The organism is Brevibacterium sp. UCMA 11754, assembly GCF_021532275.1.
Classification (GTDB): Bacteria; Actinomycetota; Actinomycetes; order Actinomycetales; family Brevibacteriaceae; genus Brevibacterium.
In genome coordinates this window covers 1-16,273 of sequence record NZ_JACBOT010000019.1, presented here as the reverse complement: position 1 = coordinate 16,273, position 16,273 = coordinate 1, and the positions used below count along the sequence as shown (strand labels likewise).

Sequence of the window (16,273 nt, the reverse complement as noted above, 5' to 3'; positions counted from 1 at the left end):
TTGGCAGAATGCCACAGCAGAAAACACTCAGCGTTGTGGCATGGCTGATTGAACGGGGGCCGGTTCGGATTTAGTGTGAGCTACAACACCTAACGTAAGGAATCTCACATGAAGGTCCGCCTCCCCCGCCGAGCGCTCGCAATCGGTTCAGCTCTCGCTCTCACCGTCGGTCTGGCTGCTTGCAGCGGAGGAGACCAGGGAGGAGGCGAGGCCGGCGACACGATCGTGGCTGAGACCGCGTTCAACCTCAAGACGATCGATCCCCACCGACAGTTCGAGTTCACCGGCTCGACGATCGACACTGCGATCTATCAGACCGCCTTGGAATTCAAGGACGGCGACCTGACCAAGCCGACCGACGGCCTGTGCTCCTTCGAGATGTCCGATGACAACAAGAAGATGACGCTGAAGCTCAAGCAGAAGGACGCGAAGTTCTCCAACGGCGATCCTGTCACCATGGATGACGTCGTCTTCTCCTTTGAACGGCTCAAGGGCATCAAGGGCAACCCTTCGTTCTTCCTCGATGGCGTCTCCATCAAGAAGGTCGACGACGAGACCGTCGAGCTGACCAGTAAGAAGCCCAATCCTGCACTCCCCTACATTCTCCCCAACGCCTCGATCGGAATCGTGAATTCGAAGGTCGTGAAGGAGAATGAAGGCACCACCGACGAGAAGGACGGTGCCGAAGCCTTCCTCAACGAGAACTCGCAGGGCTCGGGTCCGTACAAGGTCGAGAAGTACGATGCCGACAGTCAGGTGGTGCTGACGGCGAACGAGCACTACAACGGCCCGGAACCGAAGTACAAACGCGTCGTACTGCGCAACGTCTCCGCAGAGACCCAGCTGACCGACATCCAGTCCGGCCAGGCACAGGTCGCCTACGACCTCAACTCCGAGCAGGCGAAGCAGATCGATGACTCCATGGGTGAGATCGCGAGCCTGCCCTCGACGCGCAGCCTCTACATCTTCAACAACACCGACGAGAAGCTCGGCGGACCTTCCGCCGATCCGAACTTCCGCAGGGCCGTCATGTCTGCCATCGACTACGACAAGCTCACCGACCTCGCCGGAGAAGGATCGCAGCGCATGGCCAGCCTCGTCCCCAACGAGTTCGTCGGTGCCGTGCCGAAGGATCAGGCTCCAGAGAAGGACCTGGCCAAGACGAAGAAGCTGCTGAAGAAGGCCGGCTACGACGGTGAGAAGATTCCCTTCCACTATTCGAGCGACCAGTCAGTCAACGGCGTCGACCTGGCTCAGCTGGCGGAGACTCTGCAGGCTCAGCTGAAGGAGGCGGGCATTAACCTCGCACTGAAACCGGCGCCCAGTTCGACACAGCTCGACGGATTCCGCTCGGCCAAGCAGCCCATGGGCATCGGCACCTGGGGTGCGGACTACCCGGATCCCACGAACTACAACGTCTTCATCCCCGGCGGCAGCGTCGCCGACCGCGTCAACTGGAAGTCCGATCCGAAGCTGAAGAAGCTCGCAGCCGAAGCGGAGAAGGCCAAGGACGGCGACCGTGACGCCGCCTACGCCAAGCTGTACAAGGCCACCACTGACACCGGAGTCTGGATACCTCTCGTCCAGCCCGTCAACACCGTGGCAGTGGGATCGAGCATCAACAAGTACGTGTCCAATGCCGACATCACATTCGACTTCGCGAAAGCTGAGTGAGGATGTCGGTCTCAACCACCGATAGCTCCACCGCCCACCCGCCGAGCAGCGACGAAGCACAGCGCATCAAGCCACCGCTGCTGCCCCCGCTGCTGCGCTATATCCTCATCCGGATCGGGATCAGCCTCCTCCTCATCTGGGGTGTCACGATTGTGACGTTCCTGCTGACCAACCTGGTCCCCACCGACCCGGTCGCCGCCATCCTCGGCGACCGGGCGGCGGCGGATCCGGAGATCGTCGCCGCGACCCGCGAGCGGCTTGGTCTCGACCAGCCGCTCATCGTCCAGTACTTCACATATCTGAGTAACCTGCTCCAGGGCGATATGGGTGTATCCAACCAGACCCGGACACCAGTCCTCCAGTCGATCGGCCAGGTCTTCCCTGCCTCGATCGAGCTGGGCATCGGAGCCATCCTGATCTCGGTCATCATCGGCCTGCTGCTTGGACTGGCCAGCGCGCTCAAGCAGAACACGTTCCTCGATCACGCCATCCGCGCCTTGAGCCTCATCGGCATCTCGGCACCCACATTCTGGATCGCCGCGGTCGGCTACTACGTCTTCTTCTTCAAACTCCGAGTCGTTCCCGGCGCCGGGCGTCTTGACCCGTGGATCACCCCACCGCCGAGGGTCACCGGCCTCTACACCGTCGATTCTCTCTTGGCCGGTCAGATATCGACGTTCATCAACGCATTCGGGCATCTGATTCTGCCCTCGTGTGTGCTGGCCCTGTTCACGATCGGCCTGCTCACCCGGTTCAGCCGCTCAAGCGTTCTCGACATCATCCGACTCGACTACGTCACGGCTGCCAGAGCAAAGGGGCTGCCGGCTCGCACGGTCGTCTTCAAATACATCTTCCGCGGTGCTCTCGTCCCGATCATCACGGTCGTCGGCCTGGCCTTCGGCTCGCTCCTGTCCGGCGCAGTCCTGACGGAGACCGTGTTCGCTTGGAACGGCCTGGGACAGTACGCCTTCCGCGGTGCGACGACTCTCGACCTGCCCGTCATCATGGGAGTCGGACTCGTCATCGGCATCGTCTACATCATCGTGAATTTCATCGTCGACCTGATCTACGGCTTCGTGGATCCGAGAGTGAGGGTGCGATGAGCATCGGGACCCCCAAACAGCCACCGACGAACGCCACACCCGCCGGCGCCGAGGTGGCAGATCGCAATCCTGTCGACCGCGGTGTCAAACGGTGGCAGTTGCGCTTTCCAAAGGCACTGCGCACTCCGCTGGGATTCATCGGAGCCATCATCCTGAGCATCTGGCTGATCGTGGCGGTCTTCGCACCGCTGTTGGCACCATTCAATCCGCTGGCGCAGGATTTCCCCCGACTCAGTGCTCCCGGAGGCGAAAACCTCCTTGGCACCGACACCTTGGGCCGTGATGTTCTGTCGCGACTCGTCGTGGCCGCACGCACCACTTTGCCGGCAGCCGTCTTCGTCGTCATCTGCTCGGCCGTGCTCGGTTCCGTCCTCGGTGCGATCGCCGGCTATTTCGGACGAGCCGTCGACGAGATCATCATGCGCATCGCCGACCTCGTCTTCGCCTTCCCGACGATCATCCTCGCCATGGTCATCGCCGCAGCGTTGGGACCGGGCCTGAAGAACGCGATCATCGCCATCCTCCTCGTCTCCTGGCCTTCATACGCCCGCGTCACCAGATCTCTGGTCATGTCTGCTCGCAACAGCGAATACGTCGTCGCCGGACGCCTGCTCGGCTTCAGCGCGGGAAAGTCCCTCATCCGGGAGATCTCACCGAATGTGCTCTCCCCTGTCGTGGTTCTTGCCACCCTCGATGTGGGCTCAGCGATTCTCACGATGGCCGGTCTCTCGTTCCTGTCCCTGGGCGTCGTCCCACCGACACCGGACTGGGGTGCCATGATCAGCGAGGGAGTTTCCCAGTTCGCCGCCTGGTGGATCGCGTTCTTCCCCGGCCTGTGCATCCTCACGATCGTCATGGCCTTCAACTTCATCGGAGACAGCCTGCGCGACTCCCTTGACCCGCATACCGCACAGGAAGTGGGAGAAACCACCTCATGAGCATGATCAGCATCAAAGACCTCAACCTGTCAGTGACGACGGGCAAGCTGGACAAGCACATCCTGCGCAATGTCTCGTTCGATCTGGAGGCGGGAAAGATCACCGGTGTCGCCGGCGCCTCCGGTTCGGGCAAGACGCAGACAGGACTGGCGATCATGGGCCTCTCCCCCGCCGGTGCCCAACTCAGCGGCAGCATCGACTTCGACGGCACCGAGCTGGTGGGGATGCCCGCCAAGGTCCACAACCGATTGCGCGGCGTGCAGCTGTCGATGGTGTTCCAGGATCCAGCTTCGGCTTTCCATCCCATGCTCACCATCGGCGATCAGATGACTGATCACTACCGGCATCACAGGAAGGCCTCGAAGAAGGACGCCCTCGAGCGCGCCGTCCACATCCTCGAGCGCACTCACGTCCCGCACCCCGATGAGGCGATCGGGAAGTACCCGCACCAGTTCTCCGGTGGTCAGCTGCAGCGCATCGCCTTCGCCTCGGCGATCATCTGCGATCCGAAGGTGCTCATCGCCGATGAACCGACCACCGCCCTCGATGTGACTGTGCAGGCCGGAATCCTGCGCCTGCTGCGCGAACTCTGCGACGACCTCAAGTTGGCCGTCCTCCTCGTGACTCACGACTTCGGTGTGCTGTCCTCTGTGGCCGACACCATCGTCGTAATGAAGAACGGGGTGGTGGTCGAGACCGGAGATCGTGAACCTGTCATCACCGCACCGAAGCATGAGTACACCAGATCGCTCATCGAATCACTGCCCGGAGCGGAGGTCTCACGCTGATGACAACCACAACAACGACCGAGGACACTTCTCGTGCATCCACGGCTCCACTGCTCGAACTCGACGGCGTCTCCTGCGAATACAAGCTCAATGGCGGCGGTCGATTCCGTGCCGTCAGCAACGTCTCGCTGCAGCTGGGTCACTCAGAGGTGCTGGGCCTCGTGGGCGAATCCGGTTGTGGGAAGTCCACGCTGGCCAAGCTCATCTGCGGACTCGAGAAGACCGCAGGCGGCACCATCACCTTCGAATCCCACCCGGTGAAGCCCTTGGGCATTGGCCGTCGGCCGAAGAATCTCCTGGGAGTCCAAATGGTCTTTCAGAACCCCTACGCATCTTTGAATCCGCGCAGACGCATCAGGGATCAGCTCACTGACGCACTCGCCCTCGACCCGGAGCACAACTGGACGGTGGAGTCCCTCCTCGAAGCGGTCGATCTGCCCCTCGATGCTGCGCAGAGGTTCTCGCATTCGTTCTCGGGCGGACAGCGGCAGCGCATCGCCATTGCGCGTGCACTGGCGGCCGGGCCCAAGGTGCTCGTCGGTGATGAGCCGATCGCCTCCCTGGATGCGTTTCTCCAGGCCAGGATCGCGCGGATGATGAGGGACCTGGCCATCGACTCCGGTGCGTCCATGATCTTCATCAGCCACGATCTTTCGGTCGTCCGTGACATCGCGGACCGTGTGGCCGTGATGGAGGCAGGTAACATTGTCGAGGTCGGTTCGACAGAACAGATCTGGAATGACCCGCAGCATCCCTATACGAAGAAGCTGCTCGCTGCCATCCCGAAGGTCGACGGCAAGGGGATCATTCCCGGGTAGGTGCTGCAAGAGACGTCGCAAGGAGAAGATGAATCATGGTGATATTGCTGCGCGGAGCAGACATCTGCGCCCCGGAACGGCTCGGAAAGCAGGACATCCTCATCGAGGGGCAGCAGATCACCTTCATCGGTGACCTACCTGCCGAGGCGCTCCAAGGTCTTCCCAACGCCACAGTCATTGATGCCCAGGGGCTGAAGGCCACTCCCGGTTTCATCGACCCACATGTCCACATCGCCGGCGGCGGGGGCGAAGGCGGGTACGCAAACCGCACCCCCGAGATCCGCATCAGCGACATCATCAGCGCCGGAGTCACCACCGTCATCGGCTGCCTGGGAACCGACGGAGTCACCCGCAGCCACGCCGATCTCCTCGCCAAGGCCCGAGCTCTCGAGACCGAGGGCATCACCACCTATATCTATACGGGCAGCTACCAAGTCCCGGCCCGGACCCTGACCGGTGCTGTCGTCGATGATGTCGTCCTCATCGACAAGGTCATCGGCGTCGGAGAGGTCGCGATCTCGGATCGGCGGTCGTTCCAACCCACCGTCGAGGCTCTGGCCGAGCTCGTCAGCCAGTCACATGTCGGTGGGCTGCTGTCCGGCAAGGCCGGAGTCACTCACTTCCACGTCGGTCCCTACTCGACCCGACTTGCCCCGCTACACCGGCTCCTCGACGAGTATCCGATCGCACCCCAGGCCGTCTACGCCACCCACATCACCCGGTCCCCTGAACTTCTGGCCGACGCGGTCGATCTGGCCGCCAAGGGCGCCATGGTCGACATGACGGCCTCGTCGACGACGACGCAGTCGCTGAGACGCTACATCGACCTCGGCGGGGATCTCAGCCGTCTCACCCTCTCCTCCGATGCCAACGGCAGCCTGCCGGAGTTCGACTCCGACGGACGGCTCATCGGCATGGATGTTGCCAAGCAGACGACTCTGTACGACCAGGTGTGGGCGTGTGCCGAGCTGCCTGGTGTCGACCTGTCTCAGGCCATCTCCCTCGTCACTTCCAATACGGCAGATGTCCTCGGCCTCGAGCACAAGGGACGCCTCCGCGTCGGTGCAGATGCCGATATCCTCCTCACCGATGACAGCCACACCATTCAGCTCGCCTTCGCCCGAGGACGAGAGAGCGTCCGCAGCGGCGCCCCGCAGATCCAAGGAACCTTCGAATGAGCCACGAGCACGACACGACGACTCCCACCTCCGCCGATGTGGAGGAGAAGCGTCCGCCCTTGGGGTGGTCGCTGGTCCCCCTGGCCGCGATGCTCGTCCTGTTGGCGGTGGGCTACGGCGTTCTCGGGCTCGCCCCCGAACCGCTCCTGATCCTCTCCGCGATCATCGCCGGTCTGGTGGCTCTGCGGATGGGGCTGAGCTGGGATGAGATGCTGCTGGGCATCAGGGAGAAGCTCGACACTGCGATGCCGGCTCTGCTCGTGCTCATCTCCATCGGCATCCTCATCGGCACGTGGATGATCGCGGGAACCATTCCGATGATGATCTACTACGGCCTTGGGCTCATCAGCGCGCAGTTCATCGTTCTCATCGCCTTCGTCATCTCCGCGATCGTCTCCGTCATCACCGGAACGTCGTGGGGTTCGGCAGGAACAGTGGGAGTCGCCCTGATGGGAATCGCCGCGGGCCTCGACGCACCGCTGGCGGCCACCGCTGGCGCCATCGTCGCCGGTGCCTACTTCGGCGACAAGCTCTCGCCGCTGTCGGACACCACGAACCTGGCTCCGATCGCTGCCGGCACCACCCTGTGGGAGCACATTCGGCACATGCTCTACACCACGATTCCGGCCACGTTCGTGGCGCTGGCGCTCTATCTGTTCGTCGGCATCAATCAGCAGTCCGGCGGGACCGATTCGGAGCAGATCAGTGCCGTCACGGGAACCTTGGACAGTCTCTTCTCCTTCAATGTCCTCCTGCTTCTGCCGATGCTCATCGTCCTCGGTGGAGCGGTTCTCAAACTGCCCACGCTTCCGACGATCATCGGCTCGTCTCTGGTAGCCGGTATCCTCGCTGCGATCTTTCAAAAGGTCAGCCTCGAATCGATCTTCGCGTCCACCGTCGACGGGTTCACCCCGGACATGCTCGAGGTCGGGTCCTCGACCCTGAAGAATCTGGACCCGCAGGTCGTCGAGTTGGTCTCGCAAGGCGGGATGGGGTCGATGACCGGTGTCATCCTCATCGCGTTCAGTGCCTTCGCCTTCGCCGGTATCATGTCCAGGTCCGGTGCTCTCGAGACCATCATCCGGTCCCTGCTGACGTTCGTGAAGCGCACTGGAGATCTTGTCCTCTCCACGGTGCTCTCATGCATCACGATGGCGATCGTGACCGGCAATTCCTACCTGTCGATCATCGTTCCGGGCGAGCTGTTCAAGAAGGCCTACGCCGATCGGGGTCTGGACGCCAAGAACCTCTCACGCACACTTGAGGACTCGGGCACCGTCGTCGTTCCGCTCGTCCCATGGTCTTCGGCAGGCGTGTACATGGCTGGAGTGCTGGGCGTCTCCGTCCTCGACTACGCCCCGTGGGCAGTGTTCTGCTATGTCGGCTTCGCCTTCGCAATCATCCTCGGCTATACCGGAATCGGCATCGCCAAACGCCGCTGACCTGCGATGGTCCGGGTTCCGCCCCGCCCGGCCCTTTCCGTACCATTCTGATTCACTGCTGCGGCTGGCCGCTCCTCTCGTGAGCACGGATGTATTCGGCCGGCGTGTATCCGGTGACGCGGTGGAAATCCGCCGTGAAGTGCGATTGATCGAACCATCCGAGCTCCGCAGCCAGGTCACCGAATGTTCCGTCCCATCCCCGGTCGAATGCGGCGATGGCGTCTCTGATCCGAGCCCGGACCAGGATCTGTTTGACCCCGACACCGCAGTGATCCTGAAACAGTCGCTGCAGCGAACGCTGACTTGTGTCGGTGCGAAGCGCCAGATCGCCGAGGCTGATGATCGTCGGGTCATCGAGTCGGCCGAGGATCCGGCGGAACCTGGCATAGCCCTCGGTCATCTGCGGGCGAAAGGAAAGCAGCCAACTCTCGATCGCGCTCACGACAGCGGCCAGGCCGTCCTCGGTTTTCAGTTGATCCCCGACCGGCAGGTCGTCGTGGGCAGGCAGGTCGCCGTCGATGCCCGGGAACCAGGTCCGAGCAGACACCGACGTATCCCGAATCGTCGCGGGTGACTCATTCGCGAAGGCCAGAGTGCCGCCGAGGTGGAAATTGACTCCGATGACGCCGCCGCGGCCGAAGAGTCCGACATCGAATCGACGTCCCGTCACCGGACCGGTCAGCCAGATTCCTGCACCGTTCGTGTTCGCTCGGCCGATGTCACCGTATTCGAGAGTGAGATTGATCGTAGGCTCCGAAACCGTCGCCGTCTGATAACGCTCGTCAGCGGCCAGATCCCAGTTCACCGACCAATAGCGCTTCACCCACGGCCGCAGCCCTTCGGCAACTTCCGTGACGGCACAGTAGTGAGCGTGCTGAAGCATCTCCGCCGGTCTGAGCACGCGCCCGAAGAAATGTTCGGGCAGTGATTCGCCACGTGGCGGGTTCTTCCTATCGACGACCTCGTCCATGGAACAAGAATGGCAGACATGACTGACACAGAGATGAACGAAGCCCCAACCACTGCCTCCACCACCTCGACGACCCCTATCGCGAAGCTCGCGATGGTCACTCTCGACGCCCCGGACGCTTCGGCGCTCGGCGACTTCTATTCCGCGGTGCTGGGTTGGCCGGTGGCGTACTCAGATGAGAACTACGCAATGCTCACCGGCCCCAGCCACGCACTGGGCATCGGGACGATCCCAGACTACAAACGCCCGGATTGGCCCGACGACGGGCGCAAGCAGTTCCACCTCGATCTCGCCGCCGATGACATCGAAGCTGCGGCCGCTCGCTGCATCGAACTCGGAGCGACCCGCGCCGATCCACAGCCAGGCGAAACCTGGGTGGTGCTCATCGATCCCGCGGGGCATCCATTCTGCCTCTCTGATGCGAAGAACTGGGGCTGACGCACCTGCGCTGTCCCAGTAAAGCGTCCCGCGGGGACGCGTCTCAGTCCTGGATCCTCTTCTCGACCCGAACGATGTAGTGGGAGGAGTCGAGGCCGTCGACGAGGATCGTCGCCGAATACTTCTCGTTGGCTCCGGTCACGATCCAATTCGGTTTGAGTATCCCGCTGGGTGCAACGGTCTCATCCAGGGTCAGCCCCACGCCAAGCTTCACTGTCTTGACGACCTTCGTGCGCACAAGCGAACGAGCTGTTCGACTCACGTCGTCTGCGTCTGGCGGAGGACCCGCCTGGTCCGAGGATTCGAAAGCCTCAAGCCACTCTTCGACCGCTGCAGCCTCGCCCCGAGGCTCGAATTCAGCGATATAGCCTTTGCCCGAATATGCGTTGACCAGGACGTTCATCTGCTGTCCTGTTAATGGGCCAGAAGAGGGAGACGCGTCAGACGTCGATCTCTGTGATCGTCGGAAGATGCTTCTGGTGCGTGCGCTGAGCACCGTCCACCAGAACGGGTGGAACACTTCCCGAACCTCGGTGTGAGACCCGGGAAGTTTGCGCTGGAACACGGCGATCGCCTCGGCGTCGGTGATATGGGGTGCCAGTTTCAGCACCCTTGCTGGGGCGGCCCGACCGGAATCTGCAGTCGAACCGGACCCTGTATTCAGATCTGGTTCCGGGTGCTCACGCATCTTTGGGCACCTGTGCTGCCAGCGCATCGTTCTGCCCGGTGAGCATGTGGCCTGGGATGGCACCGATCTTGTCCGTCTCCTTCAGTGCGGCGACGACGTGTGCGGGCACCGGGTGGGACTTCTGGGTGGCCAGAGACACGAGGATGAGTGCCAGGGTTGAGCAGACGATGCCGATTCCCATCGGGTCGACGCCGGTGACGTCGACGAGTCCGGTCAGCTGCCACACGACCGAGGACACGGTGCCAAGAACCATGGAGGAGATCGCACCAGGAACATTGGCCTTCTTCCACCAGGCTGCGGCCACGTAGACGGGAACGAATGCGGCACCAAGCACGGTCGTGGAGAAGATGACCACCTCGGCGACGGCCGGAGGATCGTTGACGGCGACGATGTAGCCGATGATGGCGAGGATGAGGACGGTGAAGCGCGAGACCCACACGGACTGGCTGTCGGACATGTCCTTTTTGATGAAGCGCTGGAACAGATCCTGGCTGGCGATTGTGCCCGACTGCAGCAGCAGCGCGTCCGCGGTCGACATGATGGCCGCCATGATGCCTGCCATGACGATGCCGACGGCGAAGTTCGGCAGCACCGTGTCCGCGACCTGGAAGACCGCGAGTTCGGGGTTGTCGAGGTTGGGCAGGATGATGAGCGCCATGATGCCCACGATGTAGGGCGCGGGAATGAACAGGAGGTTGAAGCCGGTGGCGTACATGCTCGCCGTGCGCGCGACAGAGGGCCGCTTCATGGCCATGTGGCTGACGTTGACGTGCGGCCAGCCCATGTAGCCGATGGAGAACACGAGGACCGCGCCGATGATGACGCCCCACTGTACGGAGCCGATGCCGTCGGGTCCCCACAAGGTCAGCAGATTCGGGTTGATCTCACCGACGGCATTGTTGCCGGCCGTCCAACCGCCGACTGCCTGCAGCGTGCCGATGAGAATCCAGACCATGCCGATGAGCATGATGATGGCCTGCACGAAGTCGGTGTAGGCCACGGCGAGGTACCCGCCGAGGAACGTGTAGAAGACGATGACGCCGACGGCGACGAGCAGGGCCCAGGCGTAGGGAATGCCGGTGACCATCTCGAGGCCGCGGCCGCCGGCGATGAACTGGCTCATCACGTAGAAGAAGATGCAGAACACGGCGACCGGGGCCGCGATCGCCCGGATCCACTTCGACGGGTACCGGTGCTCGAGGTATTCGATCGAGGTCAGTGACCCTAAGATCTGCGAGAGTTTGCGCATCCGCCTGCCCAGGATCGACAGGTTGAGCACGCCTCCGCCGATGTCACCCATCGCGTACCACAGTGAGAAGTAGCCCTTGGTGTACGCCAACGATCCGGCACCGAGGAACATATACCCCGACATCGACGAACTCTGCAGGCGCAGCGCCGTCACGGCCGGACCCAGGCTGCGCCCGCCCAGCAGGTAGCCTTCGCTGCCCTTGTTGCCGGTCTTGAGCGTCCACACGCCGATGCCGGCCATGGCGATGAAATAGATGACGAGGAACCAGGTTTCGAGGTTCATGCCAGTCCCCCGTTCTCAGTCCCGGACCTGCGGTCATGGTTCGCCGAGGTGGCCGGGCCGTTTGGCCCGTTCCCTCCGCTGGCATTGCGTGAGGTGAGTTCCTGGTCTTCGGCGACGTCTTCGGCCTTCCAACCGCGCGAGAGGTAGACGAAGACCAACGTGTAGATCACCCAAATCGCGGGGATGCCGAAGATGACGACGACAGTTGCCGTCGGGAGACCGAACATTGAGACCACCTCATTGTGACGCTGAACAGGATGCGGCGATGTCGGAACCGTGCCGAACCACAGGCTGCGCGGGGCGACCTGTGCCTCCACGGAGCTCACCACCATGTTGAGGCGAGGATACAACGTTTCGTCAGGCTTGGCTCGAGCGTCCGGCCCGCTCGCCCGACCAGTCCCTGCAATCCGGCTGCTCAGTCGACGGTGAAGTCCCGTTCATGGAGGCCGGTGGCGCTGCCGGGGATCGCGGGGCGACGTTCGGCGATCTGCTCGTTGCCATCTTCGTCGACCGCTCTGACCGTCACGGTATGGGTGCCCGGTTCCACGTCGTCGAAGGGGCATCGCCATTGTCGCCAGGTGTCGGTGGTCAGCTCCTCACTCAGTTCCGCTGTGTGCCAGTCGCCGTTGTCGATGCGCACTCGCACCTCGGCGATGCCGACGTGCTGGGCCCAGGCCATTCCCGCGGTGATGATCTGCCCGTCCTTGTTCGGGCTGACGTGGACACCGGCGCGGGGAACATCAACACGGGAGGCCACGAGAATGGGGCCGTGGGTGGACCAGCCGCGCTTTGTCCAATAGGCCTCTTTGTCAGCGAATCGAGTGACTTCGAGATCCGTCACCCATTTCGTCGCCGACACGAAGCCGTAGAGTCCGGGTACGACGAGCCTGGCGGGGAAGCCGTGGTCGCGGGGCAGCGGTTCGCCGTTCATGCCGACCGCCAAGAGGGACGCTCGGTCGTCGGTGAGCACCTCGAGGGGTGTCGAGGCGGTGAAGCCGTCGTCGGATGTCGAGAGCACCATGTCAGCCCCGTCCTTCGGCTGCGCACGCTTGAGCAGGTCTCGGACCGGGTAGCCCAGCCAGGTGGCATTGCCCACGAGGTCACCGCCCACTTCGTTCGACACGCAGGTCAAGCTCACGCGGTGCTCCTCCAATGGCAGCTCGAGCAGTTCTGCCATGGTGATCGTCACCTCCTCGTCGACCATGCCGTGGATTCGCAGCGACCAGGAGGAAGCGCCGACGGACGGTGGGATGAGCGCGGTGTCGATGCGGTAGAAGTCGTCAGTGGCTGTCATGATCGGTGCGAGTCCGTCGATGTCCAGCTCGGCTCCGGCTGGGATCTTAGGCGCCGAGGTGGCCGGCTGTGGCAGCACGAGCTTCGTCACCGCTCCTGCCGCATTCCGGGCGAGAATCGATGCCGACTGGCCTGCCGCGATCGCGGCGATGCCGACCGCGCTCAGTCCTGCGGCGAGACCGAAGAAGGCACGACGGTCGCTGCCCGGCTGGCCGTCGATGTCGGCACTCCGATCTGTGCCCTGAGAGTCCTCGGCTCGCAGTTCTCGGCCATCGCCGAGGCGAATCAACCCCACGTACGCCGCGCAGCCCAGTGCCACTCCCCCAAGGGCCGGGACCGCGTCGAGGAGCGATCCGCCGGTGCTCAGCAGCACGACCACGGGCAGGATCCCGAGGCCGATGAGGAGGACGAAGGACAGGCTACGTCGGTGCAGGCCGATTCGTCCGATCACGCCTCCGAGGATCGCTCCGACGATGCCCAGAGTGATGACGAGGGCGAGTTTGTCGTTTGTGCCGAAGATGCTGATGGCGGCCTTGATCATGGCTGTCGGCACGAGCGGGATGAACGTCTGACCCAGGATCAGCAGAGGCGCCGAGGTGGCGGCGAAGGCACCGGCGATGAACTCGGCGGCACCGAAGTACACGAGGGTCGCGACGATTCCGGCGAGGGTGAAGAGCAGCGGGCGGCGATCTGTCATCGTCAGTGTGGCACCTTCTCAAAGCGGCGGATGGTGCCATTGATTATCCTCGTCTGCGCCTCCCGGAGAGGACGGGAAACCTTACAGAACGATGACGGATTGTCCACGGTCGATTTCGGCAGTGCTCGACAATGGAGTCCTATCGATCCTAGGCAAGACATCGACGCAGTCGCACTGCCGCGTCAAGAAGCTGTGCCAACCGCTCTTGCTGTTGCGCCTCGGGGAGTTCCTCGGCCGAGGCCATCCCCTCTGCGATGAGGACGACGACCTGATCGGCCAGGCTCTGATCACCCAGGTCCGGGACCGGCCTGCCATCGGAGCCGATGGACGAGAACTGCGCAAGCGCCTCGGCGATGGTGTCTCTGCGCGACAAGCTGCCTGCGCCGTTGCCGGGGGAATTCGGGCCCGCCTCGGCGAGCTGACGCGGGTTGAGTCCGATGATGCGGATACGCAGACGGCGGACCTCTGTGTCGAGGTCCGCCGTCACGTTGTTCATGGCTCAATCATAGACACCGCTCCCGGGAGCACGCAGCTGGGTGGTCCCGGGATCTGGGGTGTCTAGTTCCTGAAGTAGGAGATGAGGCGCAGGATTTCGATGTAGAGCCACACGAGGGTGACCATGAGGGAGAATGCGCACATCCAGGAGTACTTCTCGGGGATCTTGTGCTTGACGCCCTCTTCGATCATCTGGAAGTCCATGATCAGCGTCATGGCTGCAAGCACTGTGGCGACGATGCCGATGACGATTCCCAGCGGTATGCCAAAGACCTCCATGCTGCGAGCACCTCCGGTGCCGGTGAACATGGCGACGCCGAAGTTGATCAGGGAGAAGATCGCGTAACCGCCGATGGCGATGAACATAAACTTCTTCATCTTCGAGCCATAGCGCACGCCTTTGAACTTGAACAGGGCGAGCATGACGCCGAAGACGCAGAGCGTGGCGAGCACGGCCTGGACGACGATGCCGTCGTACAGCCGCTCGAAGATCCCGGAGATACCGCCGAGGAAGACACCCTCGAACGCGGCGTAGCCGATGATCAGGGCTTTGCTGGGTTCCTTCTTGAAGGCGTTCACCAAGCCGAGAACCAGCGCGATGAGCATCGCGGGCAAGGCGAGTGGCGGAACGAAACAAACCGACACAGCACCGGCTAGGAGGATGGTGAAGAGAAACACCGGTCTTCATCATGACGTCGTCGTAGGTCATCGCCCGGTCAGCGACCTGCGGGCCAGCGTTGCGGTTCTGCGCGGCTGGCTGGCTGAACAGGTTGTTGAGATCCTGGTCAGACATGACGGGCTGATTGCGTCCGGTTGGGCTCCCTGGTTGATCGCCCGGTTCATCATGGGGTTACTCACGGTCGAGATCCTTTCGATCTGAGCAGGTTGCTCGCACAGACGAAATGCCGCACGAGAGTTGAATCATGGTCTCAGTCTAGTCACCTGAGCTGGACAGTCACTGAAGAACCAGTGCTCGAGCCAACGAGCGTTGCACGATCGTAACGCTCGTCGGCGGCCAGGTTATTCCCACATCCACGGCAGGCGTTGTATCCGCCCCACCTCGCGAGCCGAACCAGAGGCCTCAACCCATGTGGTAGCTCGTGGCGGCTCCTGGACCCCATGGAATTCCGGTGGCCCACCAGATGAAGAAGAGCAGTCCCCAGAGAACGAACATCGCGAATGAGAGCGGAATGGTGAACGACAGCACGGTGCCGATTCCCGCAGACTTCTTGCCGCTGGATGAAGCCGAGGACCACAACGAAGTACGGGCTCATCGGGGAGATGATGTTCGTCGTCGAGTCACCGATGCGGTAGAGGGCCTGCGTGGTCTCCGGAGCGATGGACAGGAGCATGAACATCGCACGAGGACCGGCGCCATGAGCGTCCACAGTCCCGATCCGGAGGTCAGGAACAGGGCACCGAGTGCCACAAGCAGCCATCCGCCGAGGAGGATGACGAACGTTCCGGTGTCGAGTGAACCGAAGAACTCGGCTCCCTGATCGCGAGGATCTCGCCGAGGCTGGACATCTTGAACAGCGCGAGGAACTGGCTGGCCGCGAAGAAGAGGACGATCACTGGGACGAACGGCAGGAGCCCCTTGCCCATCATGTCGGGAATGTCGGAGGTCTTCTTGATCGATCCGGTGGCGTAGCCGTAGACGATGCCGATGATGAAGAAGCCGAAGCCGATGATGGCAGCGATTCCTGCCATCAGGCCGATTCGGGACCGAAGCTGCCTGCCTCGTCCCTCAGGAAGGAGCCTTCGGGCAGCGCGAGGAAGAACAATATCGCAGCGCAGGCGACGATGCTGAGCACAGCGAAGACCATTCCGCGCTTCTCGTTGGCATCCAGTGCCATTTTGACGTCGAAGTTGTCGGGGTCGTTCTCATCCGGTTCATCGAGTTCGATCTGGTCGGCGCGCTTGGTCAGCAGGAGTTCGGTGACCAGGGTGACGGCGACCGCAACGACGAACATCGAGACGAAGTTGAAGTAGAAGTTCGCGACGGGGCTGACCACATATTCCGGGTCGATGATCTGAGCCGCCGACGTGGAGAGCCCGCCGAGGATAGTATCCAAGGAGTTGACCATGGGTGCTGCCGAGTATCCGCCCGAGGTGGCGGCGTAGGCGACGGCAGCCGAGCAGCGGATTGCGTCCCACAGCTTTGAACGCGAGCCCGCCGAGGGGACTTCATGATCATGTATGAGGCGTCGGAGGCGATCG

17 protein-coding genes and 2 pseudogenes are annotated in these 16,273 nt (G+C 62.6%); 8 read left to right on the top strand and 11 right to left on the bottom strand.

The window, feature by feature from the left end:
• Window positions 1-108 precede the first annotated feature (108 nt).
• From HX613_RS08765 to nhaC, 7 genes are read left to right on the top strand one after another with little or no spacing between them, the layout of a single operon-like run.
• Entirely contained in the window at window positions 109-1,674 is a 1,566-nt protein-coding gene (locus HX613_RS08765; protein WP_235344976.1) for an ABC transporter substrate-binding protein, read from the top strand.
• Between the two features lie 2 nt (window positions 1,675-1,676).
• Window positions 1,677-2,777, top strand: coding sequence for an ABC transporter permease (locus HX613_RS08760; protein WP_235344975.1), 1,101 nt, complete (start codon window positions 1,677-1,679; stop codon window positions 2,775-2,777).
• Window positions 2,774-3,715, top strand: a complete 942-nt coding sequence (locus HX613_RS08755) for an ABC transporter permease (protein WP_235344974.1) — start codon at window positions 2,774-2,776, stop codon at window positions 3,713-3,715. Before HX613_RS08760 ends, HX613_RS08755 begins: the two co-directional genes overlap by 4 nt.
• Entirely contained in the window at window positions 3,712-4,503 is a 792-nt protein-coding gene (locus HX613_RS08750) for an ABC transporter ATP-binding protein (RefSeq protein ID WP_235344973.1), read from the top strand. Before HX613_RS08755 ends, HX613_RS08750 begins: the two co-directional genes overlap by 4 nt.
• Entirely contained in the window at window positions 4,503-5,321 is an 819-nt protein-coding gene (locus HX613_RS08745; protein ID WP_235344972.1) for an ABC transporter ATP-binding protein, read from the top strand. Before HX613_RS08750 ends, HX613_RS08745 begins: the two co-directional genes overlap by 1 nt.
• A 35-nt stretch (window positions 5,322-5,356) precedes the next feature.
• Window positions 5,357-6,499, top strand: a complete 1,143-nt coding sequence (gene iadA / locus HX613_RS08740; protein WP_235344971.1) for a beta-aspartyl-peptidase — start codon at window positions 5,357-5,359, stop codon at window positions 6,497-6,499.
• Complete coding sequence (nhaC, locus tag HX613_RS08735) at window positions 6,496-7,941, top strand: Na+/H+ antiporter NhaC (protein ID WP_235344970.1); 1,446 nt, start codon at window positions 6,496-6,498, stop codon at window positions 7,939-7,941. The genes iadA and nhaC overlap by 4 nt, the downstream gene beginning before the upstream one ends.
• Window positions 7,942-7,993: 52 nt before the next feature.
• On the opposite strand, the gene HX613_RS08730 is transcribed toward nhaC, so the two are convergent.
• Window positions 7,994-8,911, bottom strand: coding sequence for a helix-turn-helix domain-containing protein (locus HX613_RS08730; protein ID WP_235344969.1), 918 nt, complete (start codon window positions 8,909-8,911; stop codon window positions 7,994-7,996).
• An 18-nt stretch (window positions 8,912-8,929) separates the two neighbouring features.
• Here HX613_RS08730 and HX613_RS08725 point away from each other — a divergent pair, with 18 nt between their 5' ends.
• Window positions 8,930-9,349 carry a VOC family protein gene (locus HX613_RS08725; RefSeq protein ID WP_235344968.1) on the top strand — a complete coding sequence of 140 codons (420 nt, stop codon included), beginning with the start codon at window positions 8,930-8,932 and terminating at the stop codon, window positions 9,347-9,349.
• Between the two features lie 43 nt (window positions 9,350-9,392).
• Here HX613_RS08725 and HX613_RS08720 read toward each other — a convergent pair whose 3' ends face one another.
• The 10 genes and pseudogenes from HX613_RS08720 to HX613_RS22110 all read right to left on the bottom strand — a co-directional run.
• The gene (locus tag HX613_RS08720; RefSeq protein WP_235344967.1) at window positions 9,393-10,037 is read right to left on the bottom strand and encodes a hypothetical protein; all 645 of its coding nucleotides are present in this window, start codon (window positions 10,035-10,037) and stop codon (window positions 9,393-9,395) included.
• Window positions 10,030-11,568, bottom strand: coding sequence for a sodium/proline symporter (locus HX613_RS08715; RefSeq protein WP_235344966.1), 1,539 nt, complete (start codon window positions 11,566-11,568; stop codon window positions 10,030-10,032). The genes HX613_RS08720 and HX613_RS08715 overlap by 8 nt, the downstream gene beginning before the upstream one ends.
• Window positions 11,565-11,900: a hypothetical protein gene (locus tag HX613_RS08710; RefSeq protein WP_235344965.1), complete on the bottom strand. Its 336-nt coding sequence runs from the start codon at window positions 11,898-11,900 to the stop codon at window positions 11,565-11,567. The genes HX613_RS08715 and HX613_RS08710 overlap by 4 nt, the downstream gene beginning before the upstream one ends.
• An 83-nt stretch (window positions 11,901-11,983) precedes the next feature.
• Window positions 11,984-13,558, bottom strand: coding sequence for a molybdopterin-dependent oxidoreductase (locus tag HX613_RS08705; RefSeq protein ID WP_235344964.1), 1,575 nt, complete (start codon window positions 13,556-13,558; stop codon window positions 11,984-11,986).
• 148 nt (window positions 13,559-13,706) lie between these two features.
• Entirely contained in the window at window positions 13,707-14,054 is a 348-nt protein-coding gene (locus HX613_RS08700) for a hypothetical protein (protein WP_235344260.1), read from the bottom strand.
• Window positions 14,055-14,116: 62 nt separating this feature from the next.
• Window positions 14,117-14,899, bottom strand: a pseudogene (locus HX613_RS08695) (Bax inhibitor-1/YccA family protein).
• Window positions 14,900-15,134: 235 nt separating this feature from the next.
• A complete protein-coding gene (locus tag HX613_RS22125) occupies window positions 15,135-15,311 on the bottom strand; it encodes an AbgT family transporter (RefSeq protein ID WP_268826731.1) in 177 nt (58 codons plus the stop codon).
• 34 nt (window positions 15,312-15,345) lie between these two features.
• Window positions 15,346-15,405: pseudogene (locus HX613_RS22120) on the bottom strand (hypothetical protein); the annotation flags it as partial.
• Between the two features lie 52 nt (window positions 15,406-15,457).
• Window positions 15,458-15,763 carry an AbgT family transporter gene (locus tag HX613_RS22115; protein ID WP_268826730.1) on the bottom strand — a complete coding sequence of 102 codons (306 nt, stop codon included), beginning with the start codon at window positions 15,761-15,763 and terminating at the stop codon, window positions 15,458-15,460.
• The coding region (locus tag HX613_RS22110; RefSeq protein ID WP_268826729.1) for an AbgT family transporter at window positions 15,763-16,273 on the bottom strand (511 nt) is incomplete at its 5' end. The genes HX613_RS22110 and HX613_RS22115, both read right to left, overlap by 1 nt.